Annotated in this window: 22 protein-coding genes; 12 read left to right on the plus strand and 10 right to left on the minus strand. The window is 51.8% G+C overall.

All coding sequences use genetic code 11. The features are described 5' to 3' along the window. Positions 1-492: 492 nt before the first annotated feature. Genes qoxD through qoxA form a run of 4 tightly spaced genes read right to left on the minus strand, consistent with a single transcriptional unit; the run spans position 493 to position 4,386 of the window. Positions 493-786, minus strand: coding sequence for a cytochrome aa3 quinol oxidase subunit IV (gene qoxD / locus PGRAT_RS05095; protein ID WP_025707339.1), 294 nt, complete (start codon positions 784-786; stop codon positions 493-495). 1 nt (position 787) lies between these two features. Further along, positions 788-1,384, minus strand: coding sequence for a cytochrome (ubi)quinol oxidase subunit III (locus PGRAT_RS05100; protein ID WP_025707340.1), 597 nt, complete (start codon positions 1,382-1,384; stop codon positions 788-790). Further along, positions 1,381-3,327: a cytochrome aa3 quinol oxidase subunit I gene (gene qoxB / locus PGRAT_RS05105; protein WP_025707341.1), complete on the minus strand. Its 1,947-nt coding sequence runs from the start codon at positions 3,325-3,327 to the stop codon at positions 1,381-1,383. Before qoxB ends, PGRAT_RS05100 begins: the two co-directional genes overlap by 4 nt. 39 nt (positions 3,328-3,366) lie before the next feature. Beyond that, positions 3,367-4,386 carry a cytochrome aa3 quinol oxidase subunit II gene (qoxA, locus tag PGRAT_RS05110; protein ID WP_025707342.1) on the minus strand — a complete coding sequence of 340 codons (1,020 nt, stop codon included), beginning with the start codon at positions 4,384-4,386 and terminating at the stop codon, positions 3,367-3,369. Positions 4,387-4,885: 499 nt separating this feature from the next. Here qoxA and PGRAT_RS05115 point away from each other — a divergent pair, with 499 nt between their 5' ends. Beyond that, positions 4,886-6,022 (plus strand): polysaccharide deacetylase family protein, encoded by a 1,137-nt coding sequence (locus PGRAT_RS05115; RefSeq protein WP_025707343.1) that lies wholly within the window; start codon positions 4,886-4,888, stop codon positions 6,020-6,022. A gap of 195 nt (positions 6,023-6,217) precedes the next feature. Here PGRAT_RS05115 and PGRAT_RS05120 read toward each other — a convergent pair whose 3' ends face one another. Beyond that, complete coding sequence (locus PGRAT_RS05120; protein WP_025707344.1) at positions 6,218-6,835, minus strand: TetR/AcrR family transcriptional regulator; 618 nt, start codon at positions 6,833-6,835, stop codon at positions 6,218-6,220. 171 nt (positions 6,836-7,006) lie between these two features. Between PGRAT_RS05120 and PGRAT_RS05125 the strand changes: the two genes are divergently transcribed. From PGRAT_RS05125 to PGRAT_RS05165, 9 genes are all read left to right on the plus strand, one after another. After that, complete coding sequence (locus PGRAT_RS05125; protein ID WP_042266152.1) at positions 7,007-8,704, plus strand: MFS transporter; 1,698 nt, start codon at positions 7,007-7,009, stop codon at positions 8,702-8,704. A 177-nt stretch (positions 8,705-8,881) separates the two neighbouring features. Beyond that, positions 8,882-9,262, plus strand: coding sequence for a GntR family transcriptional regulator (locus PGRAT_RS05130; protein ID WP_025704404.1), 381 nt, complete (start codon positions 8,882-8,884; stop codon positions 9,260-9,262). A gap of 2 nt (positions 9,263-9,264) precedes the next feature. Further along, on the plus strand, positions 9,265-10,167 hold the full coding sequence (locus tag PGRAT_RS05135; RefSeq protein WP_025704405.1) for an ABC transporter ATP-binding protein: 903 nt from the start codon (positions 9,265-9,267) through the stop codon (positions 10,165-10,167). Further along, positions 10,121-12,193 (plus strand): DUF6449 domain-containing protein, encoded by a 2,073-nt coding sequence (locus PGRAT_RS05140; RefSeq protein ID WP_156124051.1) that lies wholly within the window; start codon positions 10,121-10,123, stop codon positions 12,191-12,193. The genes PGRAT_RS05135 and PGRAT_RS05140 overlap by 47 nt, the downstream gene beginning before the upstream one ends. 460 nt (positions 12,194-12,653) lie before the next feature. After that, positions 12,654-13,457 (plus strand): nucleotidyltransferase domain-containing protein, encoded by an 804-nt coding sequence (locus PGRAT_RS05145; RefSeq protein WP_042266154.1) that lies wholly within the window; start codon positions 12,654-12,656, stop codon positions 13,455-13,457. 37 nt (positions 13,458-13,494) lie between these two features. Further along, the gene (locus PGRAT_RS05150) at positions 13,495-14,943 is read left to right on the plus strand and encodes a 3' terminal RNA ribose 2'-O-methyltransferase Hen1 (protein WP_025703677.1); all 1,449 of its coding nucleotides are present in this window, start codon (positions 13,495-13,497) and stop codon (positions 14,941-14,943) included. Continuing rightward, a complete protein-coding gene (locus PGRAT_RS05155; RefSeq protein WP_025703678.1) occupies positions 14,943-17,558 on the plus strand; it encodes a polynucleotide kinase-phosphatase in 2,616 nt (871 codons plus the stop codon). The genes PGRAT_RS05150 and PGRAT_RS05155 overlap by 1 nt, the downstream gene beginning before the upstream one ends. Before the next feature lie 353 nt (positions 17,559-17,911). Beyond that, complete coding sequence (locus tag PGRAT_RS05160; RefSeq protein WP_025703679.1) at positions 17,912-18,469, plus strand: RNA 2'-phosphotransferase; 558 nt, start codon at positions 17,912-17,914, stop codon at positions 18,467-18,469. Between the two features lie 86 nt (positions 18,470-18,555). Beyond that, positions 18,556-19,074, plus strand: coding sequence for a mismatch-specific DNA-glycosylase (locus PGRAT_RS05165; protein ID WP_155990305.1), 519 nt, complete (start codon positions 18,556-18,558; stop codon positions 19,072-19,074). Between the two features lie 374 nt (positions 19,075-19,448). On the opposite strand, the gene PGRAT_RS05170 is transcribed toward PGRAT_RS05165, so the two are convergent. The 4 genes from PGRAT_RS05170 to PGRAT_RS05180 all read right to left on the minus strand — a co-directional run bounded on the left by PGRAT_RS05170 (position 19,449) and on the right by PGRAT_RS05180 (position 22,302). Continuing rightward, positions 19,449-20,414: an IS3 family transposase gene (locus PGRAT_RS05170; RefSeq protein ID WP_202903649.1), complete on the minus strand. Its 966-nt coding sequence runs from the start codon at positions 20,412-20,414 to the stop codon at positions 19,449-19,451. Next, positions 20,321-20,638 carry a transposase gene (locus PGRAT_RS33990; protein ID WP_025706610.1) on the minus strand — a complete coding sequence of 106 codons (318 nt, stop codon included), beginning with the start codon at positions 20,636-20,638 and terminating at the stop codon, positions 20,321-20,323. Before PGRAT_RS33990 ends, PGRAT_RS05170 begins: the two co-directional genes overlap by 94 nt. A gap of 480 nt (positions 20,639-21,118) precedes the next feature. Further along, on the minus strand, positions 21,119-21,274 hold the full coding sequence (locus tag PGRAT_RS33015) for a hypothetical protein (protein WP_155990287.1): 156 nt from the start codon (positions 21,272-21,274) through the stop codon (positions 21,119-21,121). A 53-nt stretch (positions 21,275-21,327) separates the two neighbouring features. Then, positions 21,328-22,302, minus strand: coding sequence for an MraY family glycosyltransferase (locus PGRAT_RS05180; RefSeq protein ID WP_174469019.1), 975 nt, complete (start codon positions 22,300-22,302; stop codon positions 21,328-21,330). An 84-nt stretch (positions 22,303-22,386) separates the two neighbouring features. On the opposite strand from PGRAT_RS05180, the gene PGRAT_RS05185 reads away from it, so the two are divergent. Both PGRAT_RS05185 and PGRAT_RS33855 read left to right on the plus strand, forming a co-directional pair. After that, on the plus strand, positions 22,387-23,070 hold the full coding sequence (locus PGRAT_RS05185) for a YjjG family noncanonical pyrimidine nucleotidase (protein WP_025703094.1): 684 nt from the start codon (positions 22,387-22,389) through the stop codon (positions 23,068-23,070). Between the two features lie 107 nt (positions 23,071-23,177). Then, complete coding sequence (locus PGRAT_RS33855) at positions 23,178-23,846, plus strand: stalk domain-containing protein (protein WP_051424672.1); 669 nt, start codon at positions 23,178-23,180, stop codon at positions 23,844-23,846. Between the two features lie 174 nt (positions 23,847-24,020). Here the strand turns inward: PGRAT_RS33855 and PGRAT_RS05195 are convergent, their stop codons facing one another. Continuing rightward, positions 24,021-25,004 (minus strand): ring-cleaving dioxygenase, encoded by a 984-nt coding sequence (locus tag PGRAT_RS05195; RefSeq protein ID WP_025703091.1) that lies wholly within the window; start codon positions 25,002-25,004, stop codon positions 24,021-24,023. Between the last annotated feature and the right edge of the window lie 152 nt (positions 25,005-25,156).

Here is a 25,156-nt window from a genome sequence, read left to right on the forward strand (position 1 = left end):
TCGGCTCAAAAGAGCCTGGCAGAGACTTGTAGTGGGAATAAGTATACTTAATTTCAGCGAATTCATCATCAAAGGTGCAAATGGGCCGAATTAGATTTACTTTTTCCAACTAACTCTTATGAAGGGGCTGCAAGGGGAGGAATTAAGTTCACTTTTTTCACTTCTTTAAAGCGAAATTGAGAAACGGACCTAGGGAAAAGGGATGGAGAGGAAGTTTGGAACTGTAGGAGCGAATGCGTCCGCCTGAAGGCTTTCTGCAGAAAGGCCCGCTATCTTCAGCCTAGACAGTTTGCGGACTTCCACTGCGAAGAGCGGTAATAATCAAGAAATCTGCAAATGGGCCGGGGCCGGAAGTCCAGACATTTTCCGTAGTCAAGTCTAAGTCCCGAATGTTATCCGAAAATATAGCTGAACACGAAAAAATGGTCCGTCCGGCTGCATATACCGGGCGGACCATTTTTTATAATCTGAAGAATTCAATTGATTCTGGCCTTAAGCGTACCAGCCCCATACGAAGATGTACAAGGTACCGTAAATTGTGACCAGACCCACAAACAGCGCATATGCGATATTGATGTACAGCTCTTTCTTGGTATCTGCCGATTCCCCGATGTGCATGAACACGAACAGCTGCAGGGAAGCTTGAATAATGGCTGTGACCAGCAGTACGGCCATATTGGCGCCCTTGGACAGATCACCATAGATAACGATCAACGCTGCGGCGGAAAGGACCAGAGAGGCCAGATAACCCATCACATGGCGAATTGGAAACAGTTGCTTCATCATGTCACATCAGTCCTTTCAGGTAGACGAAGCTGAAGATAAAGATCCAGACCACGTCCAGGAAGTGCCAGAACAGTGAGAAGATAAATGCTTTGTTGGCTGTAGCCGGGTTGATGCCCTGGCGCCACAGCTGAATCATAATTGCTGTTCCCCACAGGAAGCCGAAGCTGACGTGCGCCCCGTGTGTTCCCAGCAGGACGAACAGGCTGGATAGGAAGCCGCTGGTCTGCAGCGTGGCTCCTTCATGCACATAAGTGACGAACTCGGTGATTTCAATGCCGATAAAGCCCAGACCCATCAGCAGCGTGAGGGCCATGAAGACCATCATCGCTTTTTTGTAGCCGAGACGCATGGCGTGAACCGCAAGACCGATCGTGAACGAGCTGGTCAGGAGCAGGAAGGTTTCAATCAGCACCGGGCCGATTTCGAACAGTTCACTTCCGCTCGGTCCACTGGCAAAGCGGTCCACCATGACAAAGAATACCGTGAACAAGGTGGCAAACAAAGGGATTTCAGCTCCGAGAAAAACCCAAAAGCCGAAGATTTTATTGCTGTTCTCTTCTGTAGAGTATTCCAGCGGCTTGGACGCATCTATTTTCATACAGTCTCACCCCGCATCAATTTCTTTTCTGTAGCCATAACTTCATCCACTGAGATGTAGTAGCCGTGATCCCGGTCAAAGGACATGGCTGCCAGCATAATCAGCACACCCACTCCGGCAACAATCGCAGGAATCCACATGCTGAAGACCAGGAAGAATCCGAGGAAGAAGAAGATCACACCCAGGATAAACGGCTTGCCGGTATTGCTCGGCATGTGAATCTTGGTGATTTTGTCCTCGAACAGCGGCATATTCTCCTGTTTGGCGGACCAGAAGGCGTCACGGGTCCGAACCTTCGGTACAACCGCGAAGTTGTAGACCGGCATTGGACTATGTGTAGCCCATTCCAGGGTGCGTCCATCCCAAGGATCGCTTGTGGTATCTCTCGGCATATAGCGTGTACTCCAGTAGATATTGTATACCAGAAGCACGAAGCCGATCGCCAGACCTACCGCGCCCACGAAGGACAGCATATTGAGCGGACCAAAGCCCGATTCCTCGGAATAGGTGTACATGCGCCGCGTCATGCCCATCAGTCCCAGGAAGAACAGCGGGAAGAAGGTGACGTTGAAGGAAATCACGATCCACCAGAAGGAATGCTTGCCCAGCCGTTCGTTCAGGCGGAAGCCGAACACTTTCGGGAACCAGTAGTGGAATCCGGCAATAACGGCGAACACGGCGCCCGGAATCAGCACGTAGTGGAAATGCGCAACCAGGAACATGGTGTTGTGGTACTGGTAGTCGGCACTGGCCATTGCCAGCATGACACCGGTCACCCCGCCGATGGTAAAGATCGGAATAAATGCCAGGGTGTACAGCATCGGTGTAGTGAAGGTGATCCGCCCTTTTCGGAGCGTAAACAGCCAGTTGAATATTTTTACCCCTGTCGGCACAGCGATCGCCATGGTCGTGATGGAGAAAAAGCTGTTGACCATTGCGCCTTGCCCCATGGTGTAGAAATGGTGAGCCCAGACCAGGAAGGACAGGAGCGAGATAATCAGCATACTGAACACCATGGAGGTGTATCCGTACAGGTTCTTTTTGGAGAAGGTGGCAATAATTTCGCTATAAATACCGAATGCCGGAAGAATAACGATATATACCTCCGGATGGCCCCAAACCCAGAACAGGTTGGCCCAGAGCATATCCATCCCGCCGTTGGCCATCGTGAAGAACTGGGAGCCGAAGAGGCGGTCGAACATCATTAGCGCAAGCGCCACGGTCAGTACCGGGAAGGCGAAGACGATAATTACGTTCGTAATGAGCACGGACCAGGTGAACATCGGCATTTTCATCAGCTTCATGCCTGGAGCGCGCATTTTGAGAATGGTGACGATAAAGTTGACGCCTGTGATCAGAGTTCCGATACCGGAAATCTGCAGCGCCAGGGAGTAATAGTTGTTCCCGACCGTCGGACTGAACTCCAGACTCGCCAGCGGGAAGTAGGCTGACCATCCGGCATCCGGCGATCCGCCGATGACGAAGGAAATGTTAAGCAGCATGGCCCCGAAGAAGAAGAGCCAGAAGCTGACGGCGTTGAGGCGCGGAAAAGCCACGTCTCGGGCACCGATTTGCAGCGGTACAATCACATTCATCAGACCGATGATAAACGGCATGGCCATGAAGAGGATCATGATCAGACCGTGGGTGGTAAAGACCTCATTATAATGCTGCGCATCGAGGAATTTCATTTCAGGCGCTGCCGTCTGCAGACGCATCATCATGGCGTCCACGCCGCCGCGGAACAGCATGAGCAGGGCGGCCAGGATATACATGACGCCGATTTTCTTATGGTCGACCGTAGTCAGCCATTCGCGCCACAGGTAGCCCCATTTTTTGAAATAGGTAAGCCCGACGAGAATCCCGATGGTAGCGAGTGCGATACTGATCATGGCTCCATATATTAAGGGTTCGCCGTGAACCTTAAATTTGTCTAAATCCATTAGGGTGGCTCCTTTCAGGTTGTTTCTTCAAGCCTGTCATTAAGAATTGCTGTCGTGTGTATGTTCATCCACCGGTGAGCTTGGCAGCGGCTGTTCGACTTCCGGATTCGGTTTACTGTCGAACTCCGTCTCGCTGGAAGGCTCAGGTGAAGGATGGATTTCTTTATTGTCCTGATGATCCATATTTCCGTTGTCCATATCCATCTCTTTACCGCCGCCGCTCATATGCTCGCTGTGTTCTCCCGGAGGAGGGCTGAATTCAAGATGGGTGGATGAATAGGTTTTGCGTCCAAGATAATCGGTGGCGAGCAGGCCTTTGAATTCCTTTTCCGTAAGCTTCGGAGCGGTTTCCTTGACCTCTTTTACCCAGTCCTCATAATCTTTGCTGCTCATGACCAGCGCTTCAAACTCCATGTGGGCGAAGCCTTTACCGCTAAAGTTGGCATTTCTGCCCATATAAGAGCCTTCGGTATCTGCGGAAAGGTGAAGCGTTGTGAGCATGTCGCTCATGGCGTACTTTTGTCCGGCAAGCTGCGGAATCCACAGACTGGTAATGGAACCAAAAGAGTACATTCTGAACTCTACCGCCCGGTGAACCGGCATATTCACATAGTTTACAGTTTCAATGCCTTCTTCCGGATAGCTGAAATGCCATTTCCAGTTGGAGGAAGAGGCATAGATAACCAGCGGAGTCTGGTCTTTATACTCTTTGGCCTGATTCTCGACGGCGTTGGTCGTTTTGACCGTCACGACGGACAGGAAGGCCACGATAATGATCGGGATGACGATCCAGATCGTCTCGAGGACCTTATTGCCCTCCTCATGCTCCGGAATGTATCCTTCATTGCTTTTCTTGGCCCGGTATTTCACCAGCACAAAGATATATAAGATGTAGACAACCGCCAGAACACCAAGCATAACCAGAATGGAAAGGATAATGGTGTCAGATAAAGTTCGGGCAGACGGCCCCTTCGGGTTCAGAACGGTGAGTGAACTGCATCCCGGCAGGAGGAGGATGAGGCTGAGAAACAAAGCGTATAACGGTCCCTTTTTTTTCATATAGAACTCCTTCCTTCAATAGTTCTTTTCATTCGCCGATCGTTGCGGGCAAACATTAACCTGTATCTATAGTAAGAACTACTTACCCATAATGCAAAATACATATTTTGTAAAAAAATACACAATAGACCTTAAAAATGTACATTCGGTTAAATATATGTGATCAAATTGTTACAAGAGTCTTAACGTATGATAAAGATCACAGTAACGGTGCGCCTTAAGGTTATTTTAAGAAAGTTCAAATTTTGTTCATGATTTCACAAATGTTACTATTTTCGTCACAATTATTTAAACTGAAAACACCCTGATTTCGCGGTTTTGCTTGCTCTGACAGCACTCGACAGAATATGGTTATTTTCTGAAAAAAATGACGATATGTCATTTCTCACAGCCAAACAGTTACAATTTTTTGTGCTCATGGTTACAATCTCTCAAATTACGTTATATCTATTTATGCTAAAGTAGTAGGTAAATATACATAGATTGGAGATTGTTTCACGTGCCTATCAAAAAAGTAGTGCTCTTATTCATGTCTTTTATTCTTTGCTTCGGCATCCTGCAAATTACAGCAGATGCAGCGGGAGCAAACAAATCTTTGAAGCTTGGAGTGAACGACTCATTAACCGGAATCACAGCTGTTTCGGAAAAAAGCACCTATTATGTCCCACTCCGCGCTTTGGCAACAGAGCTGAAGTGGACCCTCACCGGTCTTCCGGATGGCATTCAGGTGGAAGGCGGGGGGCGCATCCTCCGTCTGCTGGAGAATAATGGGGGAGCCCGGCTTCAGGATGGAACGGTTGCAAAGGCAGACACGTTTCTCCGGGATGGAGCACTGATGGTTCCGCTGAAGATCAGCGCTTACCTAGGATATAGAATATCCTTTGAACCGGATAAATATTTACTGCGGGTCCAGGATGGTTCGGCGGCACTTGATGACACTGCGTTCGTAACCAAGTACAAAAACGAACTGGCACCGCCTGCGCCTGCGGAACCTGCGCAGAATCAGCCGGCGGCCAAACCGGGAAAAACGCTGTATCTGACTTTTGATGACGGCCCGTCTGCTACAACGTCTGAGTTGCTGGACATTCTGAACAAGTATGGGGTCAAGGCTACATTCTTCATGCTTGGACCGAACATGAACCGCTATCCATCCCAGGTTAAGCGGATTGTGGAAGAGGGGAACGGGCTGGGACTGCACGGCATGACCCACCGCAAAGAGAAATTCTATGCTTCTGCCTCTGCTGCGCTGGCTGAAATGAACAGGGACAACGATGTACTGCGGAAGATCACCGGCACCGGCACAACCCTGATCCGTCCCCCATATGGCAGCAAGCCATATTTCACTAAGACCTTCAGGGATAAAGTGCTGGGTCAAGGCTACCACCTGTGGGACTGGAACGTGGATTCCGATGACTGGAAATATAAAGAGGACAGTGTTACCATCTACAACACCGTAATGGGCCAGGTTCATAAGCTGCAGAAGTCCAAAACCAATCCCGTTATTCTGATGCATGACCAGAAAGCAACACTTAAGGTGCTGCCGCGCCTGCTGGAAACATTGAAGAAAGAAGGCTACACCTTCGAGATTGTCACGAAGGACATCGAGCCGGTAAATTTCTGGAAGGACAAACGTTAACGATTGTCAGGATATCAAAAGAGCAAGCTGCGAGGTGAGACCCTCGCTGCTTGCTCTTTTTGCGGTTTAAAATTAGTTGATTTATGAGGTGATTGCACTTCATGCAATAGAGTATTTATTGTTGTGCGTCGGATCGCATTCTGTTATGAGAACTTCTGCTGCAGAAAGTGCAACAGAATGTGCGCCTGAGCAAAGTCATTTGTACAAATAACTAACAATCATATGTACCAGCTCGGATTTCAGCCGTTCAGTTGCGATACGCTGCTGGGAGAAAGAGATAACGTCAACGATGGCGCTTACCGTTTCGAACACGATCACGGAAGCGGCCTCCATGTCTTCAGTTTTTAGCTCATCCTGTCCCATCTGCAGATACTCAAGTGTTCTGATGCGGCCTGCTTCATACTGTGCATCCATTAACTGCTTAATCTCCTCATCGCTATGGTACATGATGGTCAGCTCTCGATGGTAGCCTATAAAGGCCTCATGGGAGATCAGGAGGGTGTCGACCAGATGCATGATCAGCTCGGAGCGGTCGATGGTTAAGAAGTTGATCTCTGACATCGAAGCGTCGATCCGGGCTAGAAGATCTGCACCATAGTTCTTCAGCACTTCAATGAAAACGGCTCTTTTATCTACAAAATAGGAATAGAAGCTGCCAGTCGATACTCCGGCCGCCGCTGCGATTTGCTTGGTGTTGGTCTGATGGAAGCCCTTGTCCGAGAACTGCTTCATGGCTGCTTGGACAATAGCCTCCTTGGTCCGGATACTGCGTTCCTGCCGTGGTGTTCTGATCTTGTCTTCCATATCACTCATGTCAGATTGCTCCCCCTTGTAGTACTGATTGTAGAGGAGGGAATTCAGGCTGTCAATAAAAGTTGAACTTGATTTCATATTTAATCATTGACAAACATGAACTTTAGTTCATATAATCTAAAACATGAACTTGGGTTCACATTTATGATGGCCTTTTGGAGGATGATGAAGATGAGTGTAAGAATGCGCAGAGCTTTATCTTTTACAGCAATCGTACTTGGTTTTTTTATGGCGCTGCTGGATACGACGATTATTAATATCGCCCTGCCGGAGATGACGCGCCATTTCGGCGGAAGTGTGTCGCGGATTTCCTGGGTGATGAACGGGTATAACCTGGCTTTTGCCGTGTTCATCCTGACTGCCTCCCGGCTGGCTGATCAATTTGGCCGGAAGAAAGTGTTTATTTTTGGAGTTGCTCTATTTACTCTGACCTCTCTGCTAGCCGGGTTTTCAACATCCCTGGGGATGCTGATTCTGCTGCGGGTGATTCAGGGCCTGGCCGGGGCAATTATTGTTCCGGTCACCATTCCCCTGACTACGACCACTTTTCCAAAAGAGATGCATGGCCTCATTATTGGCATATGGGGAGCCGTCTCGGGGGTGGCTGCGGCGAGCGGTCCGGCGCTTGGCGGAATTCTGACGCAGAACCTCAGCTGGGAGTGGATCTTTTTTGTAAACGTGCCGCTGGGTGTGTTGAGCATTGTGCTGACGGCTGTCTTCATTCAGGAATCGCGGGATGATACGGCAGGCCGTTCCATTGATTATGGCGGGACCCTTGGAATTACCGGAGCGATGTTCTTCATTACGTACGCTCTGATCAAGGTGCAGGATTATGGCTGGAGTTCGGGAGTCACCCTTGCGCTGCTGGGTGCGGGAGTATTGTTCCTGCTGCTGTTCATCTTCACACAGTGGAAAGGGAGGGAACCCATGCTGCCTTTGTCACTGATACGGATACGTACATTCAACAATGCTTCCCTGACCCTGCTGATTGTCGGAGCGGCGCTGATGAATCTTTCCCTGCTGACTTCCTTCTTCCTGACGCGGATGATGGGGATGACCGAGCTGAAGGCCGGGCTTGTGCTGTCCATGGTCGCGGTGGGCTCGATTGTCAGTTCGGCGGTTTCGGGGCCGCTGTCCGCGAAATACGGCAGCCATCTGTTCGCTGCAGCAGGTATTGTAATCACGGGCGGGGCGATGTATTCCATGAGCGGGCTTCACGCTGAATCGGCAGTGGCGGAGGTGGTGGTGCGCCTGCTGGTCGCAGGTGTTGGCATAGGCCTTACGATGGCGCCGGTGATGTCTTCCGCCGTCCGCAATGTTCCGGAGGACAAGGTGGGCATTTCTTCGGGAGTCACCAATATGGCGAAGTCGCTGGGCAGTGTCATTGGAGTAGCTATTATAGTGACTGTGCTGCAGCACAACATGGACAGTGAACTGGGGAAGGCGGGGACTCACCTGTCTGAGGCTGTTCAGGCGGATGTTAAGCTGCAGCCTCTTGTCAAAAATGTTCTAGCGGAAGCCGTAGCTTCCATCAGTAAGGAGGGGGCTGCACCGATGGGAGGAAACAGCGGCAAAGCTGATCCTGCGGCAGCCGTAGTACATGCGGTGGAGCTTGCTGCGGCAAAGCTTCCGCCTGCGGAACAAAAGGCTTTTGCAGCGGACAGCGCCAATCAATTCCGGGAAGCCAAGCTGCTCTTGTCTCAAGCAGGGAACGGGATGCAGCAGGCGGCTGTTGAGGGATTCCGCCGGACCTTTGTTTTTGCCGGCCTGCTGATGATTCCGGGGATACTGTTCGCTCTCCTGAGCGACAAGCGGCGCAAGCCCGAGGAGCCGGCGGCAGTTGCCGAACCGGCGGTGCTGGAGCGGTAGTTCCAACTCAGAAAGGCTCAAGCAAGCGGCTCTTTTTACAGAGCCGCTTCTTTTTATGTTGACAGATTAGTATACTGTATTAATAATAGTAGTACAGTTAATACACTATATGGGTTGAACTTGAAAATATACAAACTGGAATGTTTGAAGGATACAGCACACGAAAGGAGGACTGTCATGTTCGAATTGGACGTCCGCAGCCGCAAGCCGATCTACGAGCAGTTGAACGATAAAGTCAAGGAGCTGATTATGCACGGGATTTTGCGCGCGGATGAGCAGCTTCCGTCGGTAAGAACCTTGTCCTCACAGCTTACAGTGAATCCCAATACCATTCAGAAAGCCTACCGTGAACTGGAGCGGGAAGGCTATATCTATTCTCTGCAGGGCAAAGGGAGCTTTGTGGCTCCGCTGCAGCAGGGCCAGAACGAGAGCAAAAGAGCAGGACTCAGGGAAGAGCTGCTGCGCCTGATGGCAGAAGCGGTCTATCTCGGATTTACCGCAAATGAAATTGGGGCATTGTACCGTCAGGTGCTGGAGCAGAGAGAGAAGGGAGAATAGCCATGATTGAAATACGCGGAATCAGTAAAAGCTTTCAGGGAGAAAAGGCTGTTGACAGCCTGTCGCTGACGGTACATAAAGGCGCCATTTATGGCCTGCTCGGTTCCAACGGAGCAGGGAAAACCACCCTGCTGAAGACACTAGCCGGCATCTACCGGCCTGAGGAAGGAACCGTTAAGATCGGCGGCCAGCCAGTTTTTGAGAGTCCGCAGGTGAAGCAGAACCTCATTTTTATGCCGGACAGCCCATACTTTTTCCCGCAGGCCTCGCTCAAGACGATGGCCGCCTTTTACCGTTCGGTGTATCCGGGTTTCAGCGATAAACGTTTTGAGGAGCTGGGCACGGTATTCCGGCTCGATATGGGACGCAAGCTAAGCCGTTTCTCCAAGGGCATGCAGCGCCAGGCGGCCTTTTGGCTTGCGCTCAGCTGCAGACCGGATGTGCTGATTATGGATGAGCCGATAGACGGGCTGGACCCGGTAATGCGCCGCCAGATCAAGAATCTTTTGTTCCAGGAGGTCGCCGAGCGGGAGCTGACCGTTCTGATCTCTTCGCATAATCTGCGGGAGATTGAGGATCTGTGTGACCATGTCGGCATTATGCACCAAGGCCGGATGCTGGTCGAGAAGGATCTGGATGATCTTAAGGCCGATACGCATAAGGTTCAGGTAGCCTTTCGCGATGAACGTCATGCGTCGGCACTTGCGGCCAAGCTGCAAATTCTCCATCAGGAGCGGCGGGGCAGCGTGGATCTGTATATCGTAAAAGGCGACCGGGAGCGGATTTCGAAAGTGATCCATGTCTATGAGCCGTACGTGTTCGATCTGCTTCCCTTGACGCTGGAGGAAATCTTTATTTATGAAATGGGGGATGCCGGGTATGACGCGCAGCCGATACTTCTTTAACAGCAGTGTTATCCGCCAGAATTTGCGCCAGCACGGCTGGATTGGAATCATCTATACCTTGGGCTTGCTGTTCTCGCTTCCGCTGCAGCTCTTTATGCGCAGTTATCCGGGTGCTGAGCCGCAGGAGATAGATACGCTGTTCCAAGTAGGCGGAGATCTACAAATGCTGTTCATCATCTCACTGCCGGCCGCTGCCGGGCTGTTCCTGTTCCGCTATTTGCAGTCCAGAAGGGCTTCCGATCTGTGGCACAGCCTTCCGCTGCGGCGGGAGCATTTGCTGACAGCGCATCTGGCTAGCGGATTAGGACTGCTGCTTCTTCCGGTATGGCTAACCGCTGCAGTCACAGCTATGGTTACTCCGATGGACGGAAATATGTACATTTATCAAGGAACGGATATCTGGAACTGGTGCCTGGCGGTCAGCATCCTTACGCTGTTTCTCTTTGTGTTCAGCATCTTTGTCGGCATCTGCACGGGACAAACCGTGATCCAGGGTATCATCATTTATATTCTGCTGATCCTTCCGGCGGCGCTGATTGAATTCGTCAATCACCATTTAAGCATGTATCTTTATGGTTACCCGGAATGGTTTGGCCTCAGTGAGGACAGATTGATCTGGTCGCCCTTATTACATCTTATTGTTCTGGGGGAAGAGCCCTTCAGTACGGGAGAATTATGGACCTACAGCGGTTTGTCGCTCTTATTCATCGTCTTTTCGTACATACTGTACCGCAAGCGCAGTGTGGAAAAGTCCGGGCAGGCTATTGCCTTCACCTATTTCAATCCGCTGTTCAAAGCTGGGGTAATGCTATGTGCGATGCTTCTGGCGGGTACGTATTTTGGGGCCGTTAAGCCGCATCAGGCGGGCTGGGTTCTCTGCAGCCATCTTGCCGGAGCGCTGCTTGGCTATATCGCGGCAGAGATGGTTATCCGCAAAACCTGGCAGATCATGACCCGTAAAGTGCCGCTTGAATTCGCAGTATATGGAGTACTGCTGGGTTTGCTGGTCTACATTCCGGTGTCCGGATTAACCGGATATGAGGACCGGGTGCCGGCCGCAGAACATATCACTGGAGTGTATGCAGGAAGTAATTACAGGATGTATAACGATGATTCATATAACGGATTTGCCTCCAGTGAGGTTGCAAAAGATTCATCCGGCAACAGGGTGCCTTTCGCTGGCGGTCAGCAATATATTGAAGCTGTCCGCAGCCTTCACCAGACGCTTATTACGGTGCGTCCCGACTATAACATCGCCCCGTCTGAGGAATATAACCGCGGCGGCAGAATGTTCACCTTGGCATATCGATTGGATAACGGACGCATGGTGGTGCGTGAGTACCGGATTCCAGCCAAGGGCTTTGAGCCGGAAATGAAAGCGGTCATGGAAAATGAAGATTTCAAGCGTGCCGAATATGATGTTCAAGCACTGGATGCGGAAATTGAAAGCTTTAGGTTAAGCTACCGGGAACGGGTGGTTAGAATTACGGACCCGGAGGACGTTCGGGAATTCAAGGATATCCTAATCAGAGAAAAGCTGAATATGTCCTATGAGGACCAGAATGAGGGACAATTGCCAATTGCGTATATCCAGCCTATCCAAAAGCCTGCAGACGAAGAAGGCGGCAGTGGAAGGGTAAATGCAAGTGTCACTCGCAATTACGAATGGCTGCCCTCCTACAAGAAACTGGGTAATTGGATGGAGGAAAAGGGGTTTGCGGAAAAAATTCGATCCACAGCAAAAGACGTACAATCGGCTGAAATTATAAAAGATGATTATAAGGGCAGGATTTCCCCGGGGGAAACTTACAACCTTGAACTGCACATGTCGCTGGCCCGCCAGCAGAAGCTTTCAGTTGTTACCCGGGATAAGAAAGTGATTGCCGGCATCCTGGAACATCAGCGCGAGTATTTGGGCAAAAACGGGATGTATGCAGCCAAGCTGGAATATACAGACGGAGATACCCAATATGTATCCATAGATATGGAGGGACTGGAGCCTGCCCTGAAATCGCTGCTCCCTTAACTCTCCCGAAAGAAGCTGTATTCTTGGCTGACTACTATACTGTGCCCCTTGCCGGTGATTGTTCCGGCAGGGGCACTTTTTTTGCTCCAAGTGAGGCGTGTGCTTACATCAATTCAGGTTGACAAAACCTGGAACCCTGAATTATGCTTTTGGAATATTAGATAGCCAGCTTGATGTCACTCAATGAAGCAAAAGCCCACTACAATTTCAGGAGGTCAGGACAGATGAATGAACAAAGAAAACATTCGTACCTTCACAATCCCAATATGTTTCCTGTTCAGCGGTCCGCCTCGTTCGGAAGGTTAGCCCTTGCAGCGGTATCTGTATTTCCGGCAGCAGCATGTACAGTTGTTTTCCGGTAAGTCTATACCTTAATTTGCATAGCGGAGCCTGGCCATGGACGATGGAGTCCATGGCTTTTTTTGTATTTTTTTGTGGACAAGAAAAGGAGAGGTGCCTAATGTCTGATATTCATACATCCATTATCCGTGAGCTTCGCACCATCGAATCGGAAGAGAATGTCCGTATCCTGTATGCTTGTGAATCCGGCAGCAGGGCCTGGGGGTTCCCTTCCAGAGACAGTGACTATGATGTGCGGTTCCTTTATCTGCGGTGCCCGGAAGCGTACCTGTCGATCTTCGAGCAGCGGGATGTTATTGAACGCCCGATCAGCGATTTGCTGGATATCAACGGATGGGATCTGAAAAAAGGGCTTACCCTTTTCCGCAAATCCAACCCGCCGCTCCTGGAGTGGCTGCAATCTCCGGTCCGCTATGAAGAGAACTACACCGTGGCAGAGAGCATCCGCAGTTTGTCGCCGCTCGGATTTTCGCCCAAATCCTGCATTTATCATTATCTGAATATGGCCCGGGGGAATTACCGGACTTACCTGCAAGGCAGCGAGGTTAAGATCAAGAAGTACTTCTATGTTCTCCGTCCGCTTCTGGCCTGTGCCTGGATTGAGAAATATCAGGAGGTGCCGCCCCTCGACTTCACAATACTGGTAAAGGACCTGATTCCTGAAGGCAGCGAACTGAGAGAAACGGTCGATAGGCTGCTGGTCCGCAAAATGTCAGGCGATAAATTGAATCTGGAGCCGCGGATTGAGGGGATTAACAAGTACCTGGAGCAGCAGATCAGCCATTTTGAACAGATTGCGGCCCAGTTTGGATCAGGGAACGGGGTAGAAGACAGCGTGCTGGATGAACTGTTCCGTTCCGCACTGCTTGAGGTGTGGGGCGGTGAAAGCCGCTGGACCCCGTAGAGAGAAAATCAAGTGACGTTAAGGAGAGATGGACGCTATGCATTTAATCATTAGAGCGACTGGCGCGGGTGCGGGCATGCTGTCCCGCCTGCTGGCCAAAAATCCCAATAACCTGTACGACCGGATGGAAAAAGAAGCCCGTGTACGCATCGTCTTCACCGCCTCTTCGGAGGAGGAAGCGGAAGCGGTCATTTATGTGACGCCTGACCCGGTTGAGCTGGTAAAAGGCGCTTCTTCGGCGCACAATGATATTACGCAGTATATCAATGACCGTGAATTTGTGGTGAGCAGCCTGTTCTGCACCTACATCCGTTCTGCACTCGGCACGGCGCTGAACGGTAAGACGAAGGAAGCTTATTTACCCTGGGTTGAGCGGAAGCTGGCCCTGGAGCTGACCTTTGGGCCTGTCGCATCGAATTTGCCGGACAGGACGCTGGAAGAGCTGTTCACCGCGCTGGGCTATGAGGTGCTGGTGGAGCGGGGCGATGCCGAATATAACTTTGTTCTGAAGAGCCGCAGCTCTGTCCGGTACATTAGGCTGAAGGGGATGCAGACGCTGCAAACGGCGCTCCGTCAGCTGTTCGTGCTGATTCCTGCACTGGATGACTACAAGCATTACTACATCAGCGATGATGAGGTGGACAAAATCTGGCGTTACGGGGAAGGCTGGCTGGAGAATCATCCGCAGCGCGGACTGATTCTGAAACGCACCCTGCGTTTTGCCGGGGCAATCCGGCAATATGACAGTCTGATGAAGAGTAGTGATCATCTGGAAGGGACTCAGGCGCCGGATGAAGCATCAGGAGGAATGGCTGAGGAGGAAGCCCTGTCCCCGCCGGTGGCGTCAGCCGCGGCCGAGGCTGACGCAGCACCAAAGGTCCGGCTGAATGATCTGCGTTATGCTGCGATCGCGGACGTGGTAGAGCAACTCTCGCTGAGGCGCAGCATCGTGGATTTCGGCTCCGGGGAAGGGAAACTGTCAGCGAGGCTTGCCAGTGTGCCGGGGGTCCGCGAGATTAAGGCGGTGGAGCCTTCCGCCACGGCACAGCTGCGGGCGATAGAGCGTTTCGCCAAGCTGGAAGGAAAGGCTGGTGTTCCTGTACCGGAGCCGGTGACGGGATCTCTGTTCTATTACGATGAATCACTGCGGAGCAAGGATGTGATGATTCTCTGCGAGGTGATTGAGCATATTGATGAATACCGGCTTGGCCGGGTGATGGATACGATTTTTCACGAATATGCCCCGGGGACGCTGATCCTTACTACACCGAACAAGGAATACAACGAAGTATATGAGATGGATCAGGAGGAAATGCGCCATGGCGACCACCGTTTTGAGTGGAGCCGGGAAGCTTTTGCCGCATGGTGCTCCCGCTGGACTGAGGCTTATAACTATTCCGTCCGGCTGAGCGGGATTGGAGAGTTCGCGCAGGATTATGGATATCCGACGCAGATGGCCATATTTACGAAGGAGGATACGTTGTAATGACTGACAGACAAGAAGGGCAGCGGGTGATTCCTTTTCCGCACGGAGGCATTGTTGTGCTCGTCGGGCCTTCGAACAGCGGCAAAACCACCCTGCTCCGCAGACTGGTGCAAGAAGGCGTACTGCTGCAGACGGAAATCATCTCTTCAGATGATTACCGGACACTGGTGGGGGATGTTGAATACATCGACTGGAAAGGACGTCCCCGGGAGGAAGCTGACATTTTGTACAACGATTATCAGCTCCAGTCTAAGCTGGCTTTTGAGGCGATGAATGCCGTGGTGTCGATGCGCTGCCGGCTGGGCAAGCTGACGGTGGTGGATGCCACACATCTGCAGCCCGAATACCGCAGGAAATATATCGACTTGGCAGCCGGGCATGATCTCCCCTGCACCGCCTGGATTCTGGATCTGCCGGAGCAGACCCTGTTAGAGCGGGATCAAAGCCGGGACCAGCCGCGCGGAAAGCAGCGTGTGAAGCAGCAGTTCGTCCAGTTCAAACGTTCGCTGTGCGGACTGCGTGATGAAGGCTTCGACTTCACTTATATGCTCAAAGAAACCGAGTCCATTCAATTTATCCGCAAAAAGAACCCGCTGCTCGCTGAAATTGGCGCAGGGGTGGATGTGATCGGCGACATTCACGGCTGTTATGACGAAATGCTGGAGCTGCTGGGACAGCTGGGTTATGCGCCGGATAATGCAGGACTTTACCGGCATCCGGACGGCAGAACGCTGGTCTCCGTGGGAGATGTGATGAGCCGTGGTCCGAGATCGCTGGATACCATGAGATTCTGGAAAAAACACTGCGATGCCGGGGCCGCCCGCATGATCGACAGCAACCACGGCTGGAAAATCGCCCGCTACCTCAGCGGCCGTCAGGTAACCCTGAGCCATGGCGATGAGAATATCGCTGCGGAGCTTGCGCAGGTTGCCCTTGAAATAGGCGAGGGGGAAGCGGATGCGCTAAGAGAGGAATTGAAGCAATTTCTGCTCTCCGCACCCAGCCATCTGGTGCTGTGCCGTGAGGGGGTTCGGCGTGTAGTTGTTGCCCATGCCGGAATACGGGATGAATATATCGGCAAGCAGTCTAAGCGGATACAGGACTTCTGCCGCTACGGCGATACGGATGGCACGGATGCCACAGGAGCACCTGTGCGTAAGGAGTGGTATGTAGAACATGAATCCGGGGAGCTTATTGTCTGGGGACATGATCCAAGGCCTTACCCGACAGTGGTGAAGAATACGGTAAATATTGATCAGGGTGCGGTTTTTGGCGGTTCCTTGACGGCCTATCGGTACCCGGAGCAGAAGTTTGTCAGCATCAAGGCTTATCAGGATTATGCCCGGGACCCGGACAGCCCGCTGATCCGCTGGGAACGGGGGAGATTCTCGCCGCCTAATCTGCGCAAGCTTGTGGAAGGGTATTCCGTCATGACAGGCACCTATGGCGAAATCTCTGTGCGCGGTGAATCTGTAAAAGCGGCGATAGACACGGTGTCCCATTTCACCATCCCTATGGAAGAGCTTGTCTACATTCCGCCCACAATGAGCCCGGCACCCCAGGTATCCGCCGATGAAGCTTATCTGGAGCATCCCCGTGAAGCAATTGCTTACTACCGTTCTCAGGGCGTTAAGACTATGGTGGCGGAGAAAAAACACATGGGCAGCCGCGCCGTTCTGCTGCTGTTCCGCGATGAGGCTGCTGCTGTGCCTTATGTGGGCCGTCCCACGCTGGGCACGATTTACACGCGTACCGGCCGGGCTTTCTTTAACAAAGATACCGGTCCTAATGTGCTGTCCCGGCTGAATTCGGATTTGCACCAAGCCGGTTACTGGGCCCGCCACAATACGGATCTGCTGCTGCTTGACGCTGAAATCATCCCGTGGAACCTGAAGGCGCGCGAGCTGATCGCCACCCAATACGCCCATGTCGCCGAAGCTGCGGCGATGGACCGCGCGCAGCTCCTGAGGAAGCTGCGCGAAGCGGAACATGCCGGACGCGATGTGTCAGGCTGGGTGCAGGAGATGGAGGGTAAGCTGAAGAACGCCCGCGTATTCCGTGATGCCTTTCAGCAGTACTGCTGGGACACGAGCGGCCTGGACGGCGTCCGGATTGCTCCGTTCCATACGCTGGCGCACAGCGGACAGACCTTTTTTGACCAGAGCCATCTTTGGCATATGGAGCATGGCCGCGAGCTGGCCGGGGCGTCGCCGCTTTTTATGGAGACGGAATACCGGACGATCGCCAGTGAAGCTGACGAAGCCGCTGTGATCCGCTGGTGGGAGGAGCTGACAGAGGACGGGCATGAAGGCATTGTGATCAAGCCGGAAACTTTCATTGTCCGCAGCGGTAAAGGGTTAGTCCAACCTGCGCTCAAAGTCAGGGGCCGCAAATACCTCCACATTATTTATGGGATTGACTATCTGCAGCCGGACAATCTGGCCCGGCTCAAACTGCGCAAAACCGGCAAAAAAGAGCGCCATGCCCTGATGGAATGTGCCTTGAGCGTAGAGTCGGTGGAACGTTTTATCCGCAAGGAGCCGCTGGAACGGATGCATGAATGCGTGCTTGCCGCCTTGTCTCTTGAATCCGATCCGGTCGATCCGCGGTTGTAGGCAGGGAGAAAAACCAATGAAGAGGGCAGTACGTTAGTGGGAAAAAGGTTCACTAATCGAACTCACTCGGCTTATGGAGTACCCTATGTGGGAAAAAGTACCACTAATCCGGCTGGAAGCGGCCATATGGGATGAAGTTACATGAATTAGGTGTATAAAATCCGACTAAAGCCTGCTGTAGCCAGGGTTTTAGCTGATTAGGTTTACTTTTTCCACTTAGGCTCAGTCTCTTACTAGCTTCATTGTTTTCCCCAAGAGTTTAACCTTCTCCAGTTCAACTCATGTAGCAGGTCGTTCCATTCCGGATTTTCATAATCATGAATGTATAAGACAGCAAGGAACGAGGTGGAAAAATGTTAAATCATACCGCTGAGGTTTCGCTCAGCAAATTTATGACCAAGCTGCTCCGGCATACACCGGCAGAGTATGGATTGCTCCTTGATCCTGAGGATGGCTCCTGTCTGCTGGAGGATCTGCAGCGTGTCATCCATGCTGCCCCAAAATGGGCAGGGATCACCGAAGAGGATATCCGCCAGGTCGTCCGGAACAGTGAGAAACAGCGCTTCGCCATAGAGGAGGACCGCATCAAAGCGAGGTATGGCCATAGTCATGCCAAGCTTGCATATGAGCCGGGAGTCCCGCCGGAGGTTCTATATCATGGGACGCATCAGGCTGCGCTGCCTTCGATCTTTAAGGAAGGGCTGCTCCCCATGGGAAGGCAGTATGTACATTTATCAGAAGGGCTCCATTTTGCCAGCCTCGCCGGGAGCCGCAGGGGCAAGCTGATTCTGCTGGCCGTGGATACGGTTAAGGCAGTACATTTGGGAGTAACCTTCTATTATGCAGGCAATGAAGTGTGGTTGTCAGAGCCGGTTCCACCTGCTTGTATTGCGTTGCGGGAAGAGCCGTAGGTGTTCATACTGCCAAGCTTGAGCAGCGAAACGATTGTGCAGGACAGCATTGTACCGCCAGCTTCTACATGAGGGAGGGATATACCATGGATGAAGTGCCGGATCACTTGGACCACGGCTTGCAGATTGTTTTTATCGGGTTCAATCCCAGCCTCCGTTCGGGGGAAGTAGGGCATCATTACGCTAATCCGCGCAATAATTTCTGGCGCATTCTGGAGCGCTCCGGCCTGACGCCCCGTCTCTATGATGCTTCAGAGGACGGGGAACTGCTCCGGCTGGGCATGGGCTTCACCAACATCGTCGCCCGCCCGACGCGTGGTGCGGAAGATATTACCCGGCAGGAGTATGCCGAGGGCCGGCAGATTCTCCGGGAGAAGCTTGCCCGCTACCGGCCGGCGATCGCCTGCTTTGTCGGCAAAGGCGTCTATACGGAATTCAGCCGCCGCCCGAAGGCGGACTGGGGCTTCCAGGATGGCCAGCCTCCCATCGTGGACGGTGTGCGGGAGTTCGTCGCCCCCTCGTCCAGCGGTCTGGTCCGTATGCCCCTGCTGGAGATCGTAGCCATTTACCGCAGGTTGTACGATTATATTCAGGAGGGGCCCTGAATTTATTGCTGGAAACGGGCAAATCAAAGTAAGTACCTCGGATTCCGCCCGTCTGACTAGAAACGGGCGAAACAAGGGTAAAAGCTCCGAAAGTACCTCAGATTCCGCCCGTCTGACCAGATGTGGGCAAAACAAAGGTAAAAGTACCTCTGATTCCCCCGTCTGACCAAAAACGGCCGGAACAAAGGTAAAAGTACCTCAGATTCCGCCCATCTGATCGGAAACGGACGAAACAAAGGTAAAAGTACCGCAGAATCCACCAGCAGAGGTGGGGAGGTGGAAAAAGGATACTTAATTTTCCTATAAATAAACAATTATGAGATTTAAGTGGAAAAATGGACTTCCGTCAAGAAAGTGGACACAAAAAAATAGATTTAGGCAGTCTTTCTCTTCTTGAACTTCGCTGCAAATTGGGCAGGGGAAACATAACCCAGCGCACTGTGGATTCGCTTGCGATTATAAAAAAATTCAATGTACTGGAACATCTCGTCCTGCGCGTGCTGCTTCGTTTTGAACTTGGTGCAATAAACAAACTCTTTCTTGAGTACGCTATGAAAGGATTCGATGCAGGCATTATCATAGCAATTTCCCTTACGGCTCATGCTCGCCTTCATGTGATATTTTTTTAGACGTTTACGGTAATCGGCAGAGGCGTACTGTGATCCCCGATCGGAGTGATGGATGAGTCCCTTTGGGGGCCGCTTGGCCTTGTAGGCGTCGTCCAGTGCGCCCAGTACCAGATCCGTCGTCATTCGTTCCTCCAGTCTCCAGCCGACAATTTCTCTCGTGCAGAGGTCGAGCACACTGGCCAGGTACAGCCTACCTTGCCGGCAGGGAATGTAGGTAATGTCTGTGACCCAGACTTTGTTAGGCTCGGCCGTCGCAAATTTTTGATTCAGCAGATTGGGAGCAATGGGCAAATTGTGATTGGAATCCGTCGTTTTTACACGAAACCGCTTGGCTACACAGGAACGTAATCCGAGCTCTCGCATGTATTTTCCTACCGTCCGCTCGCTAATGGTGAACCCTTCTTTCAGCAAAAGCTCGGTAATTTTGGGGCTACCATAACGTTGTCTGTTGTCCTTGAAATGATAGATGATCCGCCGGAGCACCAGCGCCTTACGCTCGGCTTGAGGGCTCGAGGTAGCGCTTCGCCATTTGTAATACCCGCTCCGGGACACTTCAAAAACGCTGCACATCTTCTCCATTCGAAACTCGGAGCGATGATCTTCGATGAACTGAAATCTCAGTTCTTTGGTTTGCTGAAGATGTGCACAGCTTTTTTTACGATGACGAGCTCCTCTTCGACGTCTGCAATTCGCTGCGCCCTTGCCTGTAATTCTTTTTCTTGTTCCGCCAGTCGCTGCTCAAGTTCGCGAACCTTTTCCGCACTGTTTACAGGTTCATTCCCGAACTCCCGATACTTTGCCAGCCAGTTGTGCAGTACGCCAGGGGAGATGCCCAGCTCCTCCCCAATCTCCGTCACCGTCTTCGTCTGTTCCTGAATGTACTTGACCGCTTCTCTTTTAAATTTTTCATTATACCGTTGCCGTTGTTCACCCATGTGAACACCTCCTCGTTAAGTTCATTATTCATACTCTCTTAACGGGTGTCCACTTTTTATTCTACTTACAAAAGGGAACCTAATCGGGCTAGATTACCTTGTTTGGAGCAAATTGAGCCCCATTTGTTGGACTTTTTCCACTTAGACTGCAGAATGCAAGGTGCTTGAGCAAATTAGTTAACCTTTTTCCCACTTAACCTGCTACGGAGACAGAGCTCCTTAAAGACACGTACGCCCTACACATACTTCTTGATGCTATCGCCATCTGATTGGAAGCAAACAAGGCAAGGGTAAAAGCAACTCTTAATCCGTCAACCTATATAGATTAAGCTTAAGAATCTAACTTGATGTTATGGCTAGGCCCTTGGTTTACAAGATATTCACCAGTCATCCTACCGCAATTTTTAGGTTTAGCTTATATAGCTGGAACGTGCGAATCAAAGGTCAATAAAAAGTACCTCCCAAAAAACACCCTTGATCCTAGATCAAGGGTGTTTTTGCTGCCAATCTGTAGTCCGCCCTATCTGTGCCCCGGAACGGAACGTTGCCAGCCGTACTGCCTGGCAACGTATTGTTATCCGCAATGTCAAATCCAGCCTGCCCCAGCAGCAGCCCCAGCCGGTGCAAGTCCGGCATGTTGTCCCTCTCCAGCCCATGTCATCTCTAGTCCGCTTCTGCCCTAGCCGTGATCAGATCTGAATCAGCAGCAGGATAATGGAAGACAGTGACAGGCACACGCTGGCCAGATACAGCACGGCAACGACCTGCTTTTGGTTTAGGCCGGCTTTGAGCAGGCGGTAATGGACCTGGGTCGCATCAGCCTGATAAATGGACTTGCCTTGCACAAACCGTTTGATGACGACAAACAAATTGTCGAAGATCGGCACGCCGAGCGCGAGAATCGGGATGAACAGGGACAGGACCGTCGCCTGCTTGAACGCCCCGTCCAGCGCGATTACGGCCAGGATGTAGCCGAGAAAAGTGGCCCCTGCGTCCCCCATAAAGATTTTGGCCGGAGCTTTGTTGTACCGCAGGTAGGCAATAGTGACGCCCACCAGAGTGATCGCCATCATAGCCGAGGCGGATTGGCCCTTCGCCAAAGCAACCACGAACAGCGTCACTGCGGAGATAGCCGTAAGACCGCCGGCCAGACCATCCATACCGTCCGAGAAATTAATCACGGTAGTCACACCGAAGATCCACAGAATAGTTAGTACAAATTGCAGGATCACCGGCAGCGAGATATAATCGCCGGAGAAGGGGTTGAAGAATCCGGTGAAGGCATTCCCAGACAGAAAGACCAGAATCGCCGCTGCGATCTGAACGATGAACTTCGGCAGCGCCGGGAAGTCCTTGCCTTTGGTTTTGTACCAGTCATCGACCGTGCCTATGGTCAGCAGGAGCACACCGCCAATGAATAGAGCGAGAGTACCCAGCGAGAGATCGCGGGTGAACAGCAAATATGTAATAAAAAAACCGATGAATATAGCATAGCTGGCTGTCAGCGGAATGGGCTCCCTATGTATTTTGCGCTCCACATCCTGCCGGGGCTTGTCCACAAAATCAAGCCGGAATGCGAGCCTGCCAAGCGGAGGAATCAGCAAATAGACGATGCAAAAGGATACCAGAAACGCTAGAACATAAAAAATGACAATCACCGCCATTGATTTTTTGAAAAGGCCTGTCTGAATTATATCGCAGATGGCTACCGCTTGTCGATGAAACGCGAAATTGGAGGAAATAGAAAGATGAAATATGAGGTTATTTTATTTGATGCCGATGATACCTTGTTTGACTATGGGATGGCTGAGAGCAGGGCGCTGTATAATGCTTTTGCCCATTTTGGCCTGCCGACGGGTGCTGGGGATTATGCTGCGAGCTACAAAGAAATCAACGCTGCACTGTGGAGGGATTTGGAACAGGGACGGACCACCTCTGCTGTGCTGCGGGTTGAACGGTTCAACCGGCTGTTTGCCGCGCATAAGCTGCAATTGAGCCCTGAGGCGTTTAGTGAAGCATATTTGAAGTTTCTGGGGGAAGGAACGTACCTTATACAGGGAGCGGTAGAGCTGTGTCAGGAGCTGGCCGGGTGCAGGCTTGCAATTATCACCAACGGAATCAAGGATGTGCAGCTATCCAGAATTCAGGGCTCACCGCTGAGCGGTACCTTTGAGCAGATCATTATTTCCGAGGAGACCGGGTACCAGAAGCCGGAGAGGGGGATTTTCGATTATGCTTTTGCCAAGCTGGGGAGCTCTGACCGGAGCAAAGTGCTGATCGTCGGCGATTCGCTGACTTCTGATATCCAGGGGGGGATGAATTACGGAATCGATACCTGCTGGTTCAACCCGCTGGGTAAGGAAGGCGTCCCGGGCATTCATCCGACCTATGAGATCCGGGAGCTGTCCGGGCTTCTGGAAATTATCCGCTAATGTACTGTCTTAACAGCATGGCAGGTTGAAAACTTTCTCTGGTGATTAATTATATTAAGATGACTTATCATTCTCCATCATCAAATATATACAGGGAGAGGATTCAATTGAAGAAAAAATGGCTGATTGCCGCAGTAGCTGCGGGCATGACTATAACCGGTTCGGCAGGTGTATATGCGGGAGCGAAGCTGGAGCAGATCAAAGCCTATCTGAACCACAGCATCGGTGTGGTCGTGGATGGCACCCCTTATTGGCTGAAGGACGGCAACGGCAAAACTTTAACGCCTATCACTTACGAAGGTATCACATATCTGCCGGTCCGTTCGATCGCCGGTGCGCTGAAGGTGCCGATTACTTATGACGCCGCGAACTATAAAGTGAGAATTGGCACCGGTGCCGAAACCGGAGGAACCCCGGGAACAGGTGCCGGGACTACTCCCCCTCTGGTAGAGAGCACCGAACGGCCGGCTAATCTGCCAAAGGATTTTCCAATTCCGGCGGATGCAATCATAGCAACTACACTGGATACGGATGCAGACGGAGTGAAGAAGGCTGCCTTTACCTATTCCACACAGGAAGACCTGGCAACAATGGGCTTTGTGTACAGTGAATATGTGCGGATCAAGAGACTGGAAAATGCTTCTCAGACGGTTAGCGCCAGCACGGTCAGAATCTCCGGCAAGCTGGGCGGGACGAGCCCGCTGTCCATCACTGGCAAGGCTTCAACCGCCCGTCCGGGCTTCAATATCTTCACCGTCACGTTCTCGGAGAGCTGATTCATCCTTTCCGGCAAAAAACAGCTGTGCCTCAGGAGGCCGCAGCTGTTTTAAATTTACGCTGTATTTACTGAGCGCTATAACGGAAACCGCCTCTTGCAGAGAACAGTGAAGCCGGTCCGCTTGCACAAGGTGTTTTGCTGACCCCCAAGCAAAGGCCTATAAACAGATCTGTTACCCCTGCTGCCGGGTATCCAACGGCTTCAGGTGTGCCTCGATCTGCGTACGTTTATCTTCGAGGAAGGGCGGCAGGGCCAGGGATTCGCCCAGATGCTCAATATCCTCATCGGTGGCGAAGCCCGGACCGTCCGTAGCCAGCTCGAACAGGATTCCGCTAGGCTCGCGGAAGTAGAGGGAGCGGAAATAGAAACGGTCCACAAAACCCGAGTTCTGCAGTGGATAGCTGCTGATTCGCCCGATCCACTGCTTCAGCTCTTCTTCGTTGTCTACGCGGAAGGCGACATGATGCACACCGCCGCGTCCAAGCCGTTCCTGCGGCAGATCCAGGCGTTCTTCCAGGTGGATTTCTGCACCGGAACCGCCTTCGCCGGTTTCGAACACACTGACATCCGGCTGTCCTGCAACCGGGGAAGGATAAGTGCCTTTGCGGCGGAATCCAAGCAGATCCGTAAGCACCTTGGCGGAAGATTCTGCAGCCCCGACGGTCAAATGGACCGGACCCAGTCCAAGGATGCCGTATGCCGCCGGGACCGGGCTTTTGTCCCAGGGCTTGCCACCTGCGACCCCCTGGTTATGCTCATCCGATACAAGAATCAGGCGCTGTCCCTCATGATCCCGGAAGGCCAGCGTCTTGCGGCCGCCGCGGTCCTGGATGCCCTCATGCTCCACCTGGAATTCCGCCAGCCGCTGCGTCCAGTACTCCAGCGCCTTGTCGTCAGGTACGCGGAGCGACAGCGCGGAAATGCTGTTATTGCCGTCGCGGTTGCGGCCTGCGTTCGGAATCTCGAAGAAGGTAACCTCAGTGCCGGGATTGCCTGCCTCGTCCCCGTAGAACAGATGGTAGACGGAGACATCATCCTGGTTCACTGTTTTTTTAATCAGCCGCAGTCCGAGCACTTCGGTATAGAACTTGAAGTTTTCAGGGGCTCTGGCGGTAAGGGCGGATACATGGTGTAGTCCTTTTAGTGTTAAACTCATAGTAATTCCTCCTGAAGTTTGGTGTGCATTGCTGAATGGACCGTAAAATTATAGTTGGAGTGAAATTAATTTAATGAACAATATTAAGTTACTTACATTTTAATAGTAATATACGAAAATGGCAAGCATGAATTTCATTATCCGCAAAGGAG

Origin of the sequence: Paenibacillus graminis (assembly GCF_000758705.1) — a bacterium.
GTDB classification, from domain to species: domain Bacteria; phylum Bacillota; class Bacilli; order Paenibacillales; family Paenibacillaceae; genus Paenibacillus_AQ; species Paenibacillus_AQ graminis.

What these genes read in the sequence shown, in the direction of transcription:
- PGRAT_RS05180 (WP_174469019.1), bottom strand. Translation starts at nt 22,302, where the DNA reads ATGGCGGTGATTGTCATTTTTTATGTTCTAGCGTTTCTGGTATCCTTT.
- PGRAT_RS05120 (WP_025707344.1), bottom strand. Translation starts at nt 6,835, where the DNA reads ATGAGTGATATGGAAGACAAGATCAGAACACCACGGCAGGAACGCAGT.
- PGRAT_RS05160 (WP_025703679.1), top strand. Translation starts at nt 17,912, where the DNA reads ATGTTAAATCATACCGCTGAGGTTTCGCTCAGCAAATTTATGACCAAG.
- PGRAT_RS05130 (WP_025704404.1), top strand. Translation starts at nt 8,882, where the DNA reads ATGTTCGAATTGGACGTCCGCAGCCGCAAGCCGATCTACGAGCAGTTG.
- PGRAT_RS05185 (WP_025703094.1), top strand. Translation starts at nt 22,387, where the DNA reads ATGAAATATGAGGTTATTTTATTTGATGCCGATGATACCTTGTTTGAC.
- PGRAT_RS05100 (WP_025707340.1), bottom strand. Translation starts at nt 1,384, where the DNA reads ATGAAAATAGATGCGTCCAAGCCGCTGGAATACTCTACAGAAGAGAAC.
- PGRAT_RS05195 (WP_025703091.1), bottom strand. Translation starts at nt 25,004, where the DNA reads ATGAGTTTAACACTAAAAGGACTACACCATGTATCCGCCCTTACCGCC.
- qoxB (WP_025707341.1), bottom strand. Translation starts at nt 3,327, where the DNA reads ATGGATTTAGACAAATTTAAGGTTCACGGCGAACCCTTAATATATGGA.
- PGRAT_RS05155 (WP_025703678.1), top strand. Translation starts at nt 14,943, where the DNA reads ATGACTGACAGACAAGAAGGGCAGCGGGTGATTCCTTTTCCGCACGGA.
- PGRAT_RS05135 (WP_025704405.1), top strand. Translation starts at nt 9,265, where the DNA reads ATGATTGAAATACGCGGAATCAGTAAAAGCTTTCAGGGAGAAAAGGCT.
- PGRAT_RS05150 (WP_025703677.1), top strand. Translation starts at nt 13,495, where the DNA reads ATGCATTTAATCATTAGAGCGACTGGCGCGGGTGCGGGCATGCTGTCC.
- PGRAT_RS05145 (WP_042266154.1), top strand. Translation starts at nt 12,654, where the DNA reads ATGTCTGATATTCATACATCCATTATCCGTGAGCTTCGCACCATCGAA.
- qoxD (WP_025707339.1), bottom strand. Translation starts at nt 786, where the DNA reads ATGATGAAGCAACTGTTTCCAATTCGCCATGTGATGGGTTATCTGGCC.
- PGRAT_RS33015 (WP_155990287.1), bottom strand. Translation starts at nt 21,274, where the DNA reads ATGCCGGACTTGCACCGGCTGGGGCTGCTGCTGGGGCAGGCTGGATTT.
- qoxA (WP_025707342.1), bottom strand. Translation starts at nt 4,386, where the DNA reads ATGAAAAAAAAGGGACCGTTATACGCTTTGTTTCTCAGCCTCATCCTC.
- PGRAT_RS05140 (WP_156124051.1), top strand. Translation starts at nt 10,121, where the DNA reads ATGAAATGGGGGATGCCGGGTATGACGCGCAGCCGATACTTCTTTAAC.
- PGRAT_RS05125 (WP_042266152.1), top strand. Translation starts at nt 7,007, where the DNA reads ATGAGTGTAAGAATGCGCAGAGCTTTATCTTTTACAGCAATCGTACTT.
- PGRAT_RS33990 (WP_025706610.1), bottom strand. Translation starts at nt 20,638, where the DNA reads ATGGGTGAACAACGGCAACGGTATAATGAAAAATTTAAAAGAGAAGCG.
- PGRAT_RS05165 (WP_155990305.1), top strand. Translation starts at nt 18,556, where the DNA reads ATGGATGAAGTGCCGGATCACTTGGACCACGGCTTGCAGATTGTTTTT.